Raw genomic sequence first — 20,155 nt, 5'->3', positions numbered from 1 at the left:
CAAACCGCAAACCGCAAACTGCTAACTACGACTTCTTACCATAAAAACTTTCAAAAAATAGACCGCACTTTTAGGTGAAAACTTCTTTCCCTGTCATAATATTCATCAAAGCCTTTTCAATGTTAGAATAAGCTCTATTTTTCTTATCCATATTTCTATGAAAAATCTTAAATACTTTACACAACGCTATGTTAATTGGGTGATTAAACTCGGTCGGATTCGTTTTTCTCTGCTTGGTTTAGTTATCCTTGCTATTTTCGCATTAAGCGCACAGATCCTATTAAGTTTATTTATCACTAATAAAATTGATTGGATTGATTTACTTCGATCCATTATTTTTGGACTGTTTACCGCCCCTTTTGTGATTTATTTTTTTACCGTGTTGGTAGAACAGCTTGAACGATCAAGATTAGATTTGTCTAAGACGGTTTTTCGCTTGAAAAATGAAGTTTCTGATAGAATTCAGGCAGAAAAAGAACTTTCCATTGCGCTTGATAAATTGGAAAAAAATAGTCGTGATAAAAGCACCTTGCTTGCTACTATTAGCCACGAGTTGCGAACCCCCCTTAATGGTATTATTGGATTAAGTCGAATTTTGTTAGATGAACAACTTTCAGCTCAACAACGAAATTATCTGAAAACCATCAATATAAGTGCGGTCAGTTTGGGGCATATTTTTAGTGATATTATTGATTTAGATAAACTGGATGCCAAACGCTTGGAACTCAATTTGCAGCCAACGGATATTCACGCATTACTTAACGACATCCAAAATTTTGCCGTGCTAATGAGCGAGCCTAAAAAATTAGCGTTTTTCTTAAATATTAAAACGCCATTACCGGATCTTTTATATTTAGATCGTGCAAGGCTTAGTCAAATTCTTTGGAATCTTATTAGTAATGCCGTGAAATTTACCGAAAAAGGAGAGATCACTCTTTCCGTTGATTTTAACGACAAAAATGAACTCCACTTTGCACTCCGTGATACAGGAAATGGCATTGCACAATGTGAATTGAATAATATTTTCAAAATGTATTATCAAGTGAAAGAAAACAGCAATCGTTCTGCCGGTAGCGGCATTGGCTTAGCCATCTCAAAAAGCCTTGCTGTTTTAATGCAGGGAGATTTGACGGTAGAAAGCCAAGTGGGACAAGGCTCAACTTTTCATCTAAATATATTGGCACAACCGGTAAAACCAATAACAAAAAATGAAATAACGCATTCTTTATCTTTAGCAGTCTTGTTGGTTGAAGATATAGAATTGAATATTATTGTCGCAAAAAATGTACTGGAGAAGTTGGGGCATAAAGTTGATGTGGCAATGAATGGTCAGGAAGCAATTCAATGTTTTGAGCGTAATGTTTACGACATCGTATTACTGGATATTAAACTGCCCGATATGTCAGGCTTTGATATTGCTGATCATCTACGGAAAAAATATGAAGCCGGTATTTATGACTTTCTTCCCCCTCTTGTGGCATTTACTGCAAATATCATGCAAAGTGAAAAAGAATATCTGGTGAAAGGGATGGATGCGGTACTTCGTAAGCCTTTAGCCATTGAAGAATTGCATCAATGTTTAAACCGTTTTTTTGGTACGGATGAATCGAAAAATACAATTGGGTCAACGTATAAAACACCTTTTCATTCAACACTCGATCTTTCATTAATTGCATTACTGGGTCGGGAACAAATGGCGAAGAATATGGCATTATTTAATCAACTCATGCCGACTTATTTTGAAGAATTAAATACTGCCTATAAAGTATATCTTTCCGATCGCAGCAGGGCACAACCTGTTGCCGATATTGCGCATAAAATCAAAGGTGCAGCGGGATCAGTAGGATTGCTCACCTTACAACAATTTGCTGAAAAAATGCAACATAACGAAAAAGATGAATGGGCTATCAATATTGAAAAATGGCTCGAAACGTTAACCCGCTCTTGGCAAGAAAATATAAAAGAATTAGAAGGTTACTTAAAAATTCTATAGCCGAAAAAAGGAAATAACGTGGATTAATAAGGGCGCTATGTTGGCGTATGTATTAAAATTCCAGATAAAAGTTCAGGTACTTCCAATGGGTTAGTATTTTAGATATTGGCATAGTGCTCTTAAATTTATTACGTCATAGGAGGGGAAAGTGCGGTTAGTTTTTGCAATGTTTTTATACCTTCGTTACTCTCTCTCAATCACTTCGTGACAACTCTTTCCGTAAATGGAGGGGCAGACTAAATGTTAGTATATAAAAGCACAAAAGGAAATAATGTGATTGATAGGGATGCCAAGCTTAGCGTCCAATATTGAATGATTAAAATTGTTCAGCATAGACACAAAGCTATGAATATGGCAATAAAAAACCGAAACGATTATCTCGCTTCGGTTTTTATGATTTGGGAAGTAACCCTAATTAACGGGTTACTTTATGTGGTTTAGATTACCATTGGTAACCCACTGCTACCGAGCCGCCCACATCGCCGCGACTGTTGGTATTACCTTGAAGTTTCAAGATTAATTTACCGTTATCGCTTGCACGTGAGTAACCCACCGCTAGGGCATTTTCACCTTTGAAGTGGCCAGCACCTACCGCAACCAATGATTTACCCGGGATATAAACCTGTGGTAAACCTGCCGCTGCGTTCGCACCTGCAATACCCGCACGTAAGTCTTTATCGACTTTATTGATACGGTTATTGATGTTGCCTGCAACGCCTCTTAATTGGCTTACGTTAACTGCATCTGTCGGATCGGTACCCGGCGCAACGTTTTTAATTTGAGTTGGTGCAAGGTTACCGTTTTCATCGGCTTTACCAATTACAACATTACCGTTTGCATCACCGGTAATGGTTGGTCCGGTATTGCCACCAACTTGAACGCTGGTTACAGAAATATTGTCACTTAAACCATAAGTAACGGTGCTATTACCATTTGTATCAACTTTGATGTTAGCTTCTAAGTTTTTACCCGCTGCATAAGTGACGGTTTTACCCGGATTAACTTTCGCAGATTGAGTTGTATCAGATACCACTAACTCATTGTTTTTCGCTGCTTTAATGGTGTGTCCTGCATTGTTAATCGCATTCACAACCGTTGTACCGTTCACCAAGTTACCACCGTTGCTCACGTTCGGTAATGTCACAGAACCATCCGGATTCGTGTTGATATCCGTCGTATTTGCCGTGATATTGCCGTTCGGATCAATGGTGATCGTTGTACCATCCGCTTTCGCTGTAACAGTGATGGTGCGAACACCGTTATCATCTGTTGTACCGTTTACGGTTATGCCACCTTCACCGGTGAATTTCACGTGGTTAGCGTTTTTCACGGTGTCGGAGTAGTTGTTGCCATTGGCTTCAACAACCCACCCCATATTCGCTGCATCACGCACCGTTACCGCAGAATTCAATGTTTCTTCCGGTAAGTTGGTTAAGTTCACCAAGGTATCGCCCGATGTACGGTTAGCGTTATTCGGGTTAGTCGCCACATCGGTAGTATTCAATACAGAGCCTACACCTGTGATTTGTGTCACATTGCCACCGGTTGTAATGTTCAATGCAAATTGTGGTGCATTGCTTACATTATTGTTGGTTGCCGGTTTAGCGTCTTCCGCATTGAAATCTACTTTTGGATTCACGATGACGTTACCATCTACGGTTACGTTCGGTGCGCCAACAGTCAATGTGGTGGTGTTCACATTATTTACGGTAATATCTTGGGATAAACCGTAGGTAATGTTTGAACCGGTTTGGTTCACTTCTAAGTTCTTACCTGCTGCATAAGTAACGGTATCGCCTGCTTTCACTTTAACGGTTTCGTGTCCACCGCTTACGACTTGATCGTCATTTTTCGCTGTGGTGACGTTGAATGATGAGTTATTCACCAAGTTCGCCACTTGTGAAGCGTTCAAGATTAAGTCAGGGTTCTCCACACTTACGGTACCGTTCGGGTTGACAGAACCGGTTGTCACGTTCACTTTCACGCCTTCAGGGGTAACCTGAATAGTGTTATCACCGGCTTTCACATCGTAGCTCACGTTAAAGACATCTTTACCGTCTGTACCTTTGCTTACGGTTACATTCGCCGTTGTGCCGTTACCATCCACATAATTCACAATATCGCCCGGATTGATTTGAGCCGTGCTGCCATTGGTTAATGTGGTGTTCCAACCGCTACCGTTGATTGCATTTGCAACATCATCAACACTTGCAAGTGTACCGGTTGTTGAATTAGAACCTGCAGTACCATTCGCATTGTTGAATACTTTACCGGTGATTTGACCTGCAATTTGTGTTGCATTCACACTGATGTTGATATTACGAACGCCATCAGCAGTCGTATTACCGGTTACAGTTACCGCATTATCACCATTGAATTTCACACGGTTAGCGTTTTTCACGGTATCAACATAATTATTGTCTTCTGCTTCAACAACCCAGCCCATATTTTGGAGATCACGCACGGTTGCCGCTGAATCAGGGGTTGTTGCATTGGTTAAATCAACCAATTTATCGCTACTCACAGTACCATTAGGGTTAGTCACAATGTCTGTGGTATTTAAGGTTGAACCCACGCCTGTGATTTGCGTTACATTGCCACCGGTTGTAATGTTCAATGCAAATTGTGGTGCATTGCTTGCATTATTATTGGTTGCAGGTTTCGCATTTTCCGCATTGAAACCCACTTTTGGACCGGTAGGGTTAGAAGTGTTCCCCACAGTCAATGTCGTGGTATTCACATTATTCACGGTAATATTGTTAGATAAACCGTAAGTAATGTTGTGACCGTCTTGAACGATTTCCAAGTTTTTCGCTGCAGTAAATTGAAGCGTATCACCTGTTTTCACTTGCGTACCTGTCGAATTTGCACTTGAAGTGATTTGTGTATCAACTTTCGTGCTATTAACAGTGTGGTACACATTGTTAATGGTATTCACAATATCGCCAACGGTTGCGATCTTATCGCTGTTATCCGTTGTTGTGACTGTTGACGGATCTGCAACGTTCGTACCATTTGCATACACATAGGTATCACCTTGTTTAGTGACCGTTGTGCCGTTTGCATCGGTGTAAGTGTTTGAATCCGCTTTACCATCGGTGACGGTTGAGTTACCGGTATTCACGTCAAAGGCTACATTTAATGTACCGTTGTTATAAGTTACATTGGCAGTCGTACCTGTGCCATTGTTATAACTTACATTATCAACATTGCTACCGGTTGCATTGGTTATATCGCCAGTGCTATTCGTACCGTTTGTCACATTATTATTGGTTTGATAATTAATTTCTTTACCTTTAATTGTGATAGTACGCACATCACCGTCATTAGAACCTTCTACCGTCACACCATTTGCACCCACGAAGTTCACTTCGTTCGCATTTTTCACGGTGTTGCTGTAGTTGTTATCGGTGGCTTTTACAACCCAACCCATATTCGCAATATCACGAACCGTTACTACAGAATTCAATGTTTCTTCCGGTAAGTTGGTTAAGTTCACTAACGTGTCTGAACCATTTGGACGTGTTACGTTATTCACATCACCCGGATTAGTGGTTACATTGGTTAGATTCAATACTGAACCCACACCCGTAATTTGAGTCGGTTTACCCTCTGTAGTGATATTCAACGCAAATTGTGGTGCATTGGTTTCATTATTGTTGGTTGCCGGTTTCGCCTCTTCTGCATTGAAATCTACTTTCGGTGCAGTCGAATTAGAAACATTACCAATCGTTAATGTTGTGGTGTTCACATTGTTGAAGGTGACATTTTCATCTGTCGCATAGGTAAATATACCGCCATCTTGTTTAACGATTAAGTTTTTACCTGCGTTGAAGGTTAATGTCTCACCCGCTTTCACTTTGTGGTTTGTTTTACCGGCTTGGTCTGTAAACGCCGCATCATCACGACCAATTGTCGCATTGAATGATGAGTTGTTCACCAAGTTCGCCACTTCCGTTGCGTTCAAGAATGAATTTGGCTCTGTAACACTCACTGTACCGTTATCATTCACCGTACCATTGGTGGTATTAATATCAAAGGCAACATTTAATGTACCGTTGTTAATGGTTACATTTGGTGTTGTGCCTGTACCATTCACATAGTTCACATTGTTCACTACGGTTTGGTTAGGTTCAGCTTCACCGGTTGTTGAATTGGTTAACGTTTGGTTGTTAGAAGTATAGTTCACTTCTTTACCGCTTACGGTGATGTCATAAATGCCGGTAGTCTCATTCGCTTTACCTGTTACATTCACACCATTTTTACCAATAAAGTTCACGGTATTCACATTACGTACTGCCGCAGAATAGTTATTACCATCCGCTTTTACAATCCAACCGTAATCTTTCAAATCTTTCGCTGTTACGACTTGATCAGGGTTTGAACCGGTCAGATTCAAGAAGGTATCGCCGCCGCTGGTTACCTGAATAGTTTGGTTCGGAAGACTACCATTCGAGAACACGTTATTCGCAGTAACATTGGTCACATTAATGCTTTCGGATAAACCAAATGCGATATTTTTACCTGTTTGATTTACAACGAGGTTTTTACCCGTTTCAAAACTTAATGTATCGCCTGCTTTGACAGTTGTATTGCCATCACCCTTGACAATCTGAGTGTCGCTATTGGTGCTGTTTACGGTGTGGAATGCATTGTTGATCGCATTGGTGATTGTGGTTGCATTTACCAAGTTGTCACCATTGCCGCCATCAACAACTTTAATTGTACCGTTATTGTTGGTGATTAAATTGGTTACATTGGCTTTTACTTCACCTGTATTTGGATCTGTTGTGATAGTACTGTTATCAACTTTCACATCCACTTTCACTTTTGAAACGTTACCGTTTTCAGTGGTGATGTTGACGGTTGTGCCTGTGCCGTTCTCAAAGTTTACGGTGTCATAAGCCGCAACGAAATCTTTCGCCGTGCCGTTTTCTTGCAAGTTCCAACCTGCGTTCAATACATCGTTTACAGTAGCTGCATTTGAGCCGTTTACCGTTGTCGGTGCCTCTTGAGAAACAACGTTGGTATTACTGTTTGTTGCCACATTGTTGGTTGGCGCTAATTCGCTGTTTAATCCGCTGATTGTGCCATTTGTAATGGTGGTGTTGCCTACGGTGATATTGCCCGCCGTGATATTGGTCACGTTAATATCTTGCGATAAACCAAACGCAATATTTTTACCAGTTTGGTTTACAACCAAGTTTTTACCTGCCACGAAATCAAGGGTATCCCCTGCTTTCACGGTGGTTGTGCCATTGGTTTCTTTCACCTGTTCATCACTGTTGGTTGAATTTACCGTATGGAACGCATTATTGATCGCATTGGTAATCGTGGTTGCATTCACCAAATTGTCACCATTACCGCCATCAACAACTTTAATTGTACCGTTATCGTTGGTGGTCAAGTTGGTCACATTGGCTGTCACTGTACCGTCAGGTTTCGTTGTGATAGTCGCATTATCGACCTTCACATCTACTTTCACTTTTGAAACTTTGCCGTTTTCAGTGGTGATATTGACCGCTGTACCTGTGCCGTTCACAAAGTTTACAGTGTCATAAGCCGCGATGAAATCTTTCGCTGTGCCATTTTCTTGCAGGTTCCAACCTGCATTCAACACGTCATTGACGGTGGCGGCATTTGAGCCGTTTACGGTTGTCGGTGCATTTTGAGAAACTGCATTTGTTTTATTGCTGTTTGTTGCCACGCTGTTGGTTGGCTTCAATTCGCTATTTAATCCGTTGATTGTACCGTTTGTGATTGTGGTGTTGCCTACGGTGATATTGCCCGCTGTGATATTGCTTACATTAATATCTTGCGATAAACCAAATGCGATTGTTTTATTGGTTTGGTTTACCACCAAGTTTTTACCCGCTACAAAATCAAGGGTATCTCCTGCTTTCACGGTAGTTGTGCCGTTAGTTGCTTTCACCTGCTCATCACTATTAGTTGAATTTACAGTGTGGAAGGCATTATTGATCGCGTTGGTGATCGTGGTTGCATTGACAAAATCACCACCGTTACTCGGCTCATCAATTTTACCTGTTGTGGCATTTGGCGTTAAATTTGTGATATTTGGTGTTGTTGCATTCGAGCCAGTTGAAGAAATCGTTACATTATTACCTTCTTGCGTAATCGCAATATTAGTACCGTTAATAAAGGTTAAATTCGGTACATCCACATTGACAGTCGTGAGGCTGTCGCTGTTTTTAGTGACAGTTACATTCGCCCGACCTGAACCGGTGAAATTAACTTGGTTGGTAAAAGCAACGTTATTTACGACCGCACTTCCATTACCGATTTTCCAATAGCCATTATTCATCACTGCATAAAGTTGCGAACCATTAATCGCATCGGTGGAAGTATTAGAAATTTGACCGGCTGCCACATTTTGGATTTGACGTTCTTTACCTGCTGTCCCTACAGAAACCACACGGTTAGTCGCAGCCAACGTACCACAGAAACCACCATAGGTTACACCATTAACCGTAGCACTGCCTACCGCTACACCACTTCTGGTTTCAGATTCAGAACCCAATGCCACCGAATCTTGTAACGCTGCTTTTGAATTATTACCAATAGCGACCGCACTTTGTCCCGTTACATTAGTGTCACGCCCCATACCAATCGCATCTTTACCGGTAACCAGCGTACTGTAACCAATCGCAATACTTTGCAACGCATTTGTAGTGGCATTACGACCAATTGAAATACTGTCATTCAAATAAGATTTAGATTGTGGACCAATAGCCACCGCAGCATCACCACTTGAGTTTGCCTGCCAACCCATTGAAATTGCAGAATTTTTGCTGGCTGTAGCCGCCCACCCAATTGCAACAGTTTGCTGTTCAGAGGCGTTAGCTTGCGTACCAATTGCAATACCATTATTACCAAGATCACCGCGAGAAACCTTAGCGTCAAAACCAATCGCAATACCTTGTTGTTGTTCTGCAGATGAATTTTCACCAATCGCAATACCACGAGTGCTTGTTGCATTTGCACTTAAACCCATTGCGATACTGCTTACACCCGAAGCCTTCGCATTCACACCGGCAGTGGTGGCATTAACACCGGTTGCACCGGCTTTAGAATCTACCGATCCTTTATTGGTGGCTGCATTGCCTGCTGTTTGATTTGTCGTGCCATCATTCACATGGAAATAGTTTTCTACTGTGCTACTTCCTGAGCCGCCGGTTGTTGTGGAGGAAATGGTAACATTATTGCCTGTTTTATTAACCACAATACCGTTGATACCAGTAAAGTTAAGTTCAGGCACATGAATATTGACTGTAGTTCTGCCATTTGCCGTTCCACCAGCGTCTTTGGTGATATTAACCAAAGTAACATTTGCTGCACCACTACCCGTAAAGTGAACTTGATCGCCAAAATGAACATTATTTTGTACCGTGCCATTACCAATTTGCCAAAAACCTTTGTTTACTGCTGTAACAACATCATTAGTGGTTGCTAAACCATTAGTCCCATTATTTAACATACCGACAGATTGCTCGGTAATTGGACCAAAAGTCCCGGTGATTGCGTTAAAGGTAACATTTGCCCCTTTTCCGTTATCACTTACCACTGCTTGAGTGTGTGTACCATTTAAGAAGCGTACGTTATTGGTGGCGTTGATCGTCCTAACGGATGCTTTGGAATCATTACCTACATTGAAAGTATATGCTATATTATTCGCATTTATTTTCGCCATCACGGCATACAGCTGAGAACCGTTAATCGCATCAGTTGAAACATTAGAGATATTACCAGGCGCCACGTTTTTGATTTGGCGTTCAGCGCCTTCTCTCCCCACACTTACATAAGCACCGGCATTCTCAACCTTACCGGCAAAACCGGTATAGTTAATGCCACTTACGTTTGCATAGGTTATATTTTCAACTTTAACCTTACTGCTATCAGTCACTTCAGTGGAGTGGTTACCCAAAATAACAGAACCGGTGGTATTCACACTCACGTTGCTACCTAAAACAAAGGTATTCGTACCGGTGTTGCTGCTGTTGGCACCAAATGTACCTGAACCCGGTGCATTGACAATACGGATGTTAGGACCAACAGCCACCGCAGCTTGTGAAGCATTAACTGTTGCATTTCCACCAATGGCAATACCTTGTCTGGAATCACTCACTCCACTAATTGCACCGATGGAAATACCCGCTGATGAGTTATTAGTCACGTTACTGCCTGCACCAACAGCCGTACCTCTCGCAGATTCTTGAACTTTCGCTTTAGCACCAATTGCTGTAGCAAGATTACTATCTCTTGCCTCTGAATTAGAACCATAAATAGAGGCTGCGTAAGAGCGTAAGACATAAAGGGTTGAGCCCCCGACTGCCGTACTTTCTCTACTTGTATTAGTGGTAGCATTACTATCTTGAACCCTCACACTTACATTCGCATCGCGATCTAACCCATCCATAACACGGGCATTGTAACCGATAGCCAAGGCAGCTGCGGATTGAGTACGAGCGGCTGACCCCATTGCATAAGAATAGTCACCGCCGGTGGAAGATTTAAAACCTAATGCAACCCCTTGGTCACCATATACATCATTAGAATCCCCAAACGCTAACCCATTCCCAATGCCGGAAACCGTATTTCTACGACCAACAGCAACAGAACCTTCACCACCCGATACTGTAGAATTAAAACCGATAATCACATTATCTGTATCCTGAGCATTCGCATGAATACCAATCGCAATGGACCTTGAGCCGGAGGCTGTTGCATTTTGACCCATCGCAATAGCTTGTGTCCCAGTTGCATTGGTGTTACAACCGATAGCAATACTAGCATCCCCAGAAGCTTTGGTATTACAACCGATAGCAATTGATGCTGTGCCGTTTGCCCCTGTTCCACGTCCAAGAGCCACACTGCGCTCACCACTAGCATGTGCATCATTACCAATCGCCACACCTTCTGTTGCATGTGCGGACGCACTAGTAGAGCCTGAAATAACAATGTTCGAACCACCGCCAGTCATCGTGGCTGTCGCCGCTAATACCGAACTACCAATTAAGGTAGAACCTGCCGCAGCTAAAGAAATTGCCACCAAAGAAAGTTTATGACCGGTTCTTGATTTGGTCTTTCCTTTGGCTTTCTGTAATTCAGAAACCGCCACCCACGACTGCGTAGCATGATTCCAAATCACCTTAAAAATTTTGTTCATTTCAACACTCCTAAAATAAACTTTAAATGAAGAGAAATTTGAGTTTATTTCCAACCGAGACATCTCATTTTACTGCGGTTGAAAAACTCAAATTTCGCTCACATTTTATAAAAATAGGAGGTAAAATCACAGATAACTTGCCCAATCTTTACCATAATTTACATTTCTAGGTGATTTGTAAATAGATTGTTATAAAAAGCGTGGGTGCTATAAAAAAACACAGCAAAAAATGACCGCACTTTTCCCCTCACTTTTTAATATCTCTCAACAAATAAAAAACAGATAGAAATTTTCCCCTCCTAATCTTCCATTTTTACTGATGTTTTATGATAGAATGCCCGCCTAAAAAATCTTGATTTTATCTCTCATTATTGAGCTATTTATGAATACACAACTTGAACTCATCAAATCTTCCATTAAATCCATTCCAAATTACCCGAAAGAAGGGATTGTTTTCCGTGATATTACCAGCCTATTAGAAGTGCCGGCGGCGTTTAAAGCGGCGGTAGATTTGATCGTAGAACAATACCGTGACAAAAAGATCACCAAAGTATTGGGGACGGAATCCCGTGGATTTATTTTTGGTGCGCCCGTTGCCCTTGCCTTAGGACTGCCTTTTGAATTGGTGCGTAAACCGAAAAAATTACCCCGTGAAACCATTTCCCAATCCTACCAATTAGAATATGGCGAAGATACTTTGGAAATGCACACCGATGCCATTTCAGCCGGAGATAACGTATTAATTATTGACGATTTACTTGCCACCGGCGGTACGGTTGAAGCCACGGTAAAATTGGTAGAACGTTTGGGCGGAAAAGTCAATCACGCGGCATTTGTGATTAATTTGCCTGAATTGGGCGGTGAAAAACGTTTAACCGATCTTGGTGTGGCTTGCTACACCTTAGTGAATTTTGAAGGTCATTAATTACAGCAAATGAGCTACCAAGTCTTAGCCCGAAAATGGCGACCTCAAACCTTTGAAGATGTGGTGGGACAAGGACATATTCTCACCGCACTTTCTAATGGATTAAAAGAACAACGGCTACATCACGCTTATCTCTTTTCCGGCACGCGTGGCGTGGGAAAAACCTCTATCGCCCGCCTATTTGCCAAAGGTTTAAACTGCATTAAAAATGGCATTACGGATCATCCTTGTGGTGAATGTGAAAACTGTAAAGCCATTGAACAAGGCACGTTTATTGATCTCATTGAAATTGATGCCGCTTCCCGCACAAAGGTGGAAGACACGCGAGAACTGTTGGATAACGTGCAGTACAAACCGGTGGTAGGGCGTTTTAAAGTGTACTTAATCGATGAAGTGCATATGTTATCCCGCCATTCTTTTAATGCTTTATTAAAAACCTTGGAAGAGCCGCCCGAATACGTCAAATTTCTGCTTGCCACTACCGATCCGCAAAAATTGCCGGTGACGATTTTGTCCCGTTGTATGCAATTTCACCTAAAAGCATTGGATGAAACGCAAATTTCACAACATCTTGCACACATTCTTAACCAAGAAAAAATTGACTTTGAACCTTTGGCGTTGGACAAATTGGCAAAAGCAGCACAAGGCAGTATTCGTGATAGTTTAAGCCTGACGGATCAAGCCATTGCAATGGGGGATCGCCACGTTACCGTGGAGGTGGTAAATGCAATGTTGGGCTTAATGGATGACAGCCAAGCCATTGAAATTATTTATGCCTTACACCAAGGCAATGGCGAACGCTTGATGAAAACCCTGCAAACCGTTGCCGAAAAAGCCGCAGATTGGGACGGATTATTGTCTGAAGTGGCGGAAAAACTTCATCAAATCGCCTTAATGCAATTATTGCCGCAGAATACCACGGGCGAGAATGAACATCTTTCATTTTTGGCAAAACATATCGCACCGGAAGACGTGCAGTTTTTCTACCAAGTTGTGGTTTCCGGCAGAAAAGAATTAAGCACCGCACCAAATTATCGTGTGGGGGCGGAAATGACATTATTGAGGGCGTTGGCATTTCACCCAAAGTTCCTTACGGCAACACCTCAGGTTAATACACCTGAAAATCGTCCAAGCGCAGAAAAAAGTGCGGTCGAAAATCAGGGAAATTATATTGATGTCCCGGTGTTGTCGCAAAATATTCAATCGACCTACAAATCTATTAGCGGATCGAAAACCACGCGCCCTTCTTCCTCAAATGGCGATCTCAATCTTGCCGGATTAGCGGCGTTAGATGCCCTAAAACAGCTTAACCAAATTGAAGCAGGGGAACGCCAAGCCCATCAAAAAGAAGTGAATGAGGCGGTGGCTGAAGCCTTACATCGCGTGCAAGCGTTGGATGAACAAAAAACGCAACGAAAAATGACCGCACTTCCCGTGCGGGAAATGACCCCACCGAAGAAAAATCCTTCATCACAGGCGGTATCGCAAACGCAGAGTGTTCCGCCAAATATTCAAACCGTCACCAATACAATGGAAGACAATGCGGAGTTGGAACAGGAAGATCAAGAAATCTTAGATGCGGAAACCTATCGTTGGGAATGGAGTAATCCCGAACTTGCCAAAGTCGAGACCGCAATTCGCCCTTCCGATATCAAACAGGCGATTTTAAAAGATATTACGCCGGAACTGCGTTTACGAATTATCGCTATCACACAAGAACGTGATGAATGGACGGATATAGTAGAACGTTCCGGCATCAGTGGTTTTGCCAAAGAACTGGCGTTAAACTGCTTTTTGTTGGAGAAAACGGAAAGTAAAATTCACTTAGGACTACATTCTGAAAAAGCCCATTTACGTCAAGCCCGTAATATCAAAATGCTGGAAGAAGCCCTCAGCCAACTTTATGACAGCCCGATCAATATTGACATTCAATTGGATGATCGCGAAGTCACCACTCCAATGGATTATCGCAAACAGGTTTATCAAGATCTACGGGAACAAGCCTGCAAAGAACTGGAACAAGACAAAAAACTTCTTCTCTTACAAAAAGAATTTGATGCCAAATTAGATAGAGAGAGTATTCGGCCGGTGTGAGAGAACAAAAATTTCCAATGCAACCCCGGCAATGCCAAGTGCTGATTTCCGATAAATTGCCCGAAAATTTACCTCCGCAAGTATTGGTGGTGGGGGAGTATGGTGTGCCTTTTTCTAAAGCGGGGAATTTGCTTGGGCAGGAATTTGAGCATATTTTGTTTGATGGGCGAAAGGGGATTCATTTGGAAGCCCTTGCCATTGCGGCAGGTACGTTAAAAATGGGGGGGACGCTTTGCCTGTTATTATCGGATTGGGATAATTTGGCACAGCGGTCTGATGGGGACAGTTTTCGTTGGAATGGCAATAGCTCGGCAATTTGTACGCCCAATTTTATTCATTATTTTCAACAATGTATTGCACATTATCATTTCCCTATTTTGAGCGAACCAAGTGCGGTCAATTTTTCCCCTAATTTTCATCAATCGGAAACCCAAAAACAAGCCACCCCTTCACAACAACAAATTATCGAACAAATTTTACAGCAACAATCGGATCTTTATTTCTTAACGGCAAAGCGGGGTCGGGGAAAATCCGCTTTACTTGGTTTTTTAATAAATCAAATTAAAGCACCGATTTACCTCACCGCGCCCAATAAAAATGCGGTGAAAACATTGTATGATTTTGCCGAAGGGGAGATTGAATTTATCGCACCCGATGAACTCCACGCACGACTACAACGCAATCCGACATTTAGTAAAAAGGCGTGGTTGTTGGTGGATGAAGCGGCGATGATTCCCTTGCCTCTATTGCAACAATTTTCACGCTATTTTCGCCATATCATTTTCAGCACCACTCTTCATAGCTACGAAGGCACAGGGCGGGGCTTTACGTTGAAATTTAAGCAAAAAATTAACCGCACTTTTCAGCACGTTGAATTACAACAGCCCCTGCGTTGGCAGGAAAACGATCCGCTTGAAGCCTTTATTGATGAGCTTTTAATGCTCAATGCAGAAGATAAATTTAAGCAGATTGCCTATCGGGCGGATGCCAAGATTCAAATCAGTGAAATAGCTCAAACACAACTTATTCCTACCGCCGAAACCTTCTACGGTTTAATGACATTGGCACATTACCGCACCTCGCCCATTGATTTACGCCGTTTATTTGATGGTGAAAGACAGCGTTTTTACCTTGCCAAATGGCAACAACATTTGCTTGGTGCGGTTTGGGCGTTAGAAGAAGGCGGAATGAAGGATGAAAAACTGATTACACAAATCCAACAGGGAACACGCCGCCCAAAAGGCAACCTTGTTCCGCAAGCACTTTGTTTTCACGCCCATCTTCCACAGGCGTGCCGACTACGTTCTCTGCGTATTTCCCGCATTGCCGTGCAGCCGAATTGGCAGCAACAGGGCATAGGGCAATCTTTGATACAATCCTGTTTGCAGGCGGAAGTGGATTTTCTGTCCGTGAGCTTTGGTTATACGGAAGAATTAGAACATTTTTGGCAAAAGTGTGGTTTTATTTTGGTGCATTTGGGGGAACATCCGGAAGCAAGCAGCGGTTGTTATTCGGCAATCGCTTTGCGGGGAATATCGGAAAAAGGGCGGGAATTGGCACAAATGGCACATCAACAATTTCAGCGTAATATTGGCTTATCTTTTCATCCTTTTGCCGAGAAAATAGCCGCTGAAAAAAGGGATTGGTCGCTAAATGAGGAAGATTGGCAAAGCCTCAAAAACTTCGCTAATTTTCACCGCACTTTGTTTGCTGCCACGCCTTCAATTCGCCGTTTGTTAAAAGAACAAGGGGAGGCACGTTTTCCACACCTTTTTGCCTATTTCACGAAAAAACAATTTCCCTTTGATAAGAAAAAAAGCATAGAATGTTTTCGTTTAGAAATTAAACGTTATTTGGAGGAACATTTATGACGGAAAAAGCACAAACCGAAAAAACAAAAGGCTGGTTTAAACAGGCATTAGAAAAATATGACCGTTTTTTAAAAAGCTACGATCTTGATTCCCCGAAGTGTTGTGGGCTGACGAAAATGCGTGAAGATGAAAATGGCAATCTCTGCAAAGAAGATTCCCTCTTTAAAAAATAGCCTGTTTTTTTATACAGATCTTAACTTGAATCCCCCTTTTTAATTCAGTAAACTATGCGCCAATTTTTACAACAGATTGGCGCAGTTATGAGCAGTAGTTTTTTCCAACCCGATATTCCCACCGAAGCAAAAGATCACAAAATTTTAGGTAACGTATTACAGGGTGCAGATGCCCTTGCCGTGCGTGAAATTGCCGAACAAAATCAAGGGCTAACCGTTGTGGTCACCCCCGATACCCGAAGTACGGTGCGTTTGTCGCGCGTTTTGTCGGAACTAAGCCTTCTCGATGTACGGATATTTCCGGATTGGGAAACCCTGCCTTATGATACGTTTTCGCCTCATCAAGAAATTATTTCCTCCCGTTTAAGTGCGCTTTTTTATTTGCAAAATGCCAAAAAAGGTATTTTTCTCTTACCCATTTCCACGCTAATGCAACGTCTTTGTCCGCCACAATATCTGCAACATAATGTATTGCTGATTAAAAAAGGCGACCGTCTCATTATTGACAAAATGCGTTTACAGTTGGAAGCGGCAGGCTATCGTGCAGTGGAACAAGTATTGGAACACGGCGAATATGCGGTGCGTGGATCATTGCTCGATCTCTTTCCAATGGGGAGCAACGTGCCTTTTCGATTAGATTTTTTTGATGATGAAATTGATTCCATTCGCACTTTTGATGTGGATAGTCAACGTACCCTTGATGAAATTCAATCGATTAATCTGTTGCCGGCACACGAATTTCCTACAGATAATAAAGGCATTGAATTTTTCCGCACGCAATTTCGCGAAACCTTTGGCGAAATTCGCCGTGATCCGGAACATATTTATCAGCAAATTAGTAAAGGCACACTGATTTCCGGGATTGAATATTGGCAGCCGCTTTTCTTTGCAGAAATGGCAACCTTGTTTGATTATTTACCGGCACAAACCCTCTTTGTGGATATGGAAGGCAATCAGGCTCAGGCTGAACGATTTTATCTTGATGCCAAACAACGCTACGAACAACGTAAAGCCGATCCAATGCGTCCGTTGTTACCGCCGGAAAAACTTTGGTTGAATATTGATGATGTGAATCATCATTTGAAAAACTATCCACGCATTACACTGAAAACAGAAAAAGTGCGATCATCGGTACGTCAAAAAAATCTGCCGCTTTCTCCTTTGCCGCCAATTACCATTCAATCGCAACAAAAAGAACCGCTCGGACAGTTGCGTCAGTTTATTGAATCGTTCAACGGTAATGTGATGTTTTCCGTTGAAACGGAAGGACGGCGTGAAACCCTACTGGATTTACTGCAACCGCTTAAACTCAAACCAAAACAAATCAAATCACTCGATCAAGCAGAAACGGAAAAATTTAGCCTGCTGGTCAGTTCCATTGAGCAAGGATTTATTATTGATCAAACACCGCCATTAGCGATTATCGGTGAAGCCAATTTACTTGGTGAGCGGGTGCAACAACGCCAACGGGATAAACGTAAAACCATTAATCCCGATACCTTGGTGCGGAATTTGGCAGAACTCAAAATCGGGCAGCCGGTGGTTCATTTGGATCACGGTGTAGGACGGTATGGCGGTTTGGTCACTTTGGACACCGGCGGTATTAAGGCGGAATATTTATTACTGAACTATGCCAACGAATCGAAACTTTATGTGCCGGTGACCTCATTGCACTTAATCAGTCGTTATGTGGGCGGCTCGGATGAAAGTGCGCCATTGCATAAATTAGGCAATGAAGCTTGGGCAAAATCCCGTCAAAAAGCGGCGGAAAAAATTCGTGATGTGGCGGCAGAACTGCTTGATGTCTATGCGCAACGAGAAGCCCAAAAAGGCTTTGCGTTTAAATATGATCGGGAAGAATTTCAACAATTTGCGGCGACCTTTCCTTTTGAAGAAACGCACGATCAGCAAATGGCGATCAATGCAGTAATTGCCGATATGTGTCAGCCAAAAGCAATGGATCGCTTGGTTTGCGGTGATGTAGGTTTTGGTAAAACAGAAGTGGCAATGCGTGCGGCATTTTTAGCCGTGATGAATCATAAACAAGTGGCAGTGCTTGTGCCAACGACATTATTGGCACAACAGCATTATGAAAACTTTAAAGATCGCTTTGCCAATTTACCGGTGAATGTGGAAATGCTATCCCGTTTTAAAACCGCAAAAGAACAAAAGCAAATTTTGCAAAATCTTAGCGAAGGCAAGGTGGATATTCTGATTGGCACGCACAAACTGATTCAATCGGATGTGAAATTTAGCGATCTCGGCTTGTTAATTATTGATGAAGAACACCGTTTTGGCGTGGGGCAAAAAGAGAAAATCAAACAGTTACGTGCCAATATTGACATCCTCACCCTCACCGCCACCCCCATTCCACGAACCCTTAATATGGCGATGAACGGCATTCGGGATTTATCCATTATTTCTACGCCACCGGCACGCCGTTTAAGCATTAAAACCTTTGTTCGTCAAAAAGATGATTTAACGGTGCGGGAAGCAATTTTACGGGAAATTCTGCGTGGTGGGCAGGTTTACTATTTACACAATGATGTCGCGAGCATTGAAAATACGGCAGAAAAACTGACCGCACTTGTGCCGGAAGCCCGTGTGATTGTGGGACACGGACAAATGCGGGAACGGGAGCTGGAACGGGTGATGACCGATTTCTATCATCAACGTTATAACGTATTAGTGTGTTCAACCATCATCGAAACCGGTATTGATGTACCAACTGCAAACACCATCATTATTGAACGTGCCGATCATTTTGGTTTGGCACAGCTACATCAGTTGCGTGGACGGGTTGGACGTTCGCACCATCAGGCTTACGCCTATTTACTGACACCGCCGCCCAAAATGATGACAAAAGATGCCGAACGCCGTCTTGATGCTTTGGAAAATCTGGATAATCTCGGAGCTGGCTTTATTCTTGCTACTCACGATTTAGAAATTCGTGGTGCAGGGGAATTGCTCGGCAATGAACAAAGCGGACAAATTGAAACAATCGGTTTTTCCCTTTATATGGAATTGCTTGAAGCGGCGGTTAAAGCCCTTAAAGAAGGGCGTGAACCTTCTTTAGAAGAATTAACCCAACAACAGGCGGAAATTGAACTTCGCGTACCGGCATTACTGCCCGATGAATACCTTGGTGATGTGAATATGCGTTTGTCTTTCTATAAACGCATTGCCGCCGCAAAAAATAAGCAAGAATTGGATGAACTAAAAGTGGAATTAATCGACCGTTTTGGTTTGTTGCCGGATGCCACGAAAAACTTACTCCAAATTGCCGAACTTCGCTTGTTGATAGAACCGCTTAAAGTGCTACGCATTGATGCCGGCACGCAAGGTGGTTTTATTGAATTTTCCCCAACGGCAAAAGTTGATCCTGAAAAATTTATTCAGCTTATTCAAAAAGAACCGATCACCTACCGTTTTGACGGTCCATTAAAATTCAAATTTATGAAGGATTTATCCGACAATAAAGTGCGGTTAGCGTTTGTGGGGGATTTAATAAAATTTCTAGTTGATTAAGTTTTTATAACTTTTTATTCTAAGTAGAGAAAGGAGTATTAAAGTAGAAATGTAAATTAATGTCAGTAATGTATTGCTCAAAGTTCATCAAGTTAAAAAAATGCAATAACTCGTTGTTTTTATTGGGAATGGTATTGTTACTGTTTATTTCATTATTTACATTCCATTTACAAAAAGAGTTTGTCTTTTTAACAGAGATATTATAGAATACACAAATTCTTCTTAGATTAAGAATAATTAAAAATAAGACGTAGGGGTGTTTATTTTGTAAGCATATAGTAAAAACTTCTTTTCTTTTTAGAGCATGAAACATACACTGCCAAGCACAGCACAGCACAGCACATTAGGCTTATTCTCTAATTTAATAGAATCCAAGCCCGAATATTT

Annotated in this window: 7 protein-coding genes; 6 read left to right on the top strand and 1 reads right to left on the bottom strand. The window is 42.0% G+C overall.

Annotated features, from left to right (window positions below; genetic code table 11):
• The first annotated feature begins 157 nt into the window (after positions 1-157).
• Positions 158-1,993 carry an ATP-binding protein gene (locus BKL49_RS06175; protein ID WP_077423742.1) on the top strand — a complete coding sequence of 612 codons (1,836 nt, stop codon included), beginning with the start codon at positions 158-160 and terminating at the stop codon, positions 1,991-1,993.
• 442 nt (positions 1,994-2,435) lie between these two features.
• Here the strand turns inward: BKL49_RS06175 and BKL49_RS06170 are convergent, their stop codons facing one another.
• Complete coding sequence (locus BKL49_RS06170) at positions 2,436-11,177, bottom strand: YadA-like family protein (protein ID WP_158074787.1); 8,742 nt, start codon at positions 11,175-11,177, stop codon at positions 2,436-2,438.
• A 382-nt stretch (positions 11,178-11,559) separates the two neighbouring features.
• On the opposite strand from BKL49_RS06170, the gene apt reads away from it, so the two are divergent.
• The 5 genes from apt (at position 11,560) to mfd (ending at position 19,768) form a co-directional block, all read left to right on the top strand.
• Complete coding sequence (gene apt / locus BKL49_RS06165) at positions 11,560-12,102, top strand: adenine phosphoribosyltransferase (protein WP_077423740.1); 543 nt, start codon at positions 11,560-11,562, stop codon at positions 12,100-12,102.
• 9 nt (positions 12,103-12,111) lie between these two features.
• The gene (gene dnaX / locus BKL49_RS06160; RefSeq protein WP_077423739.1) at positions 12,112-14,196 is read left to right on the top strand and encodes a DNA polymerase III subunit gamma/tau; all 2,085 of its coding nucleotides are present in this window, start codon (positions 12,112-12,114) and stop codon (positions 14,194-14,196) included.
• 17 nt (positions 14,197-14,213) lie between these two features.
• Complete coding sequence (locus tag BKL49_RS06155; RefSeq protein WP_077423738.1) at positions 14,214-16,067, top strand: tRNA(Met) cytidine acetyltransferase TmcA; 1,854 nt, start codon at positions 14,214-14,216, stop codon at positions 16,065-16,067.
• Positions 16,064-16,240 carry a DUF5363 family protein gene (locus tag BKL49_RS12315; protein WP_158074786.1) on the top strand — a complete coding sequence of 59 codons (177 nt, stop codon included), beginning with the start codon at positions 16,064-16,066 and terminating at the stop codon, positions 16,238-16,240. Before BKL49_RS06155 ends, BKL49_RS12315 begins: the two co-directional genes overlap by 4 nt.
• A gap of 87 nt (positions 16,241-16,327) precedes the next feature.
• Entirely contained in the window at positions 16,328-19,768 is a 3,441-nt protein-coding gene (gene mfd / locus BKL49_RS06150) for a transcription-repair coupling factor (protein ID WP_077423743.1), read from the top strand.
• Positions 19,769-20,155: the final 387 nt, after the last annotated feature.

The organism is Rodentibacter myodis (assembly GCF_001999305.1).
Classification (GTDB): Bacteria; Pseudomonadota; Gammaproteobacteria; order Enterobacterales; family Pasteurellaceae; genus Rodentibacter; species Rodentibacter myodis.
The sequence above is the reverse complement of the archived record's forward strand: the minus strand, read 5'-3'. Positions and strand labels throughout refer to the sequence as shown.

What these genes read in the sequence shown, in the direction of transcription:
- BKL49_RS12315 (WP_158074786.1), top strand. Translation starts at nt 16,064, where the DNA reads ATGACGGAAAAAGCACAAACCGAAAAAACAAAAGGCTGGTTTAAACAG.
- mfd (WP_077423743.1), top strand. Translation starts at nt 16,328, where the DNA reads ATGAGCAGTAGTTTTTTCCAACCCGATATTCCCACCGAAGCAAAAGAT.
- BKL49_RS06175 (WP_077423742.1), top strand. Translation starts at nt 158, where the DNA reads ATGAAAAATCTTAAATACTTTACACAACGCTATGTTAATTGGGTGATT.
- dnaX (WP_077423739.1), top strand. Translation starts at nt 12,112, where the DNA reads ATGAGCTACCAAGTCTTAGCCCGAAAATGGCGACCTCAAACCTTTGAA.
- BKL49_RS06155 (WP_077423738.1), top strand. Translation starts at nt 14,214, where the DNA reads ATGCAACCCCGGCAATGCCAAGTGCTGATTTCCGATAAATTGCCCGAA.
- apt (WP_077423740.1), top strand. Translation starts at nt 11,560, where the DNA reads ATGAATACACAACTTGAACTCATCAAATCTTCCATTAAATCCATTCCA.
- BKL49_RS06170 (WP_158074787.1), bottom strand. Translation starts at nt 11,177, where the DNA reads ATGAACAAAATTTTTAAGGTGATTTGGAATCATGCTACGCAGTCGTGG.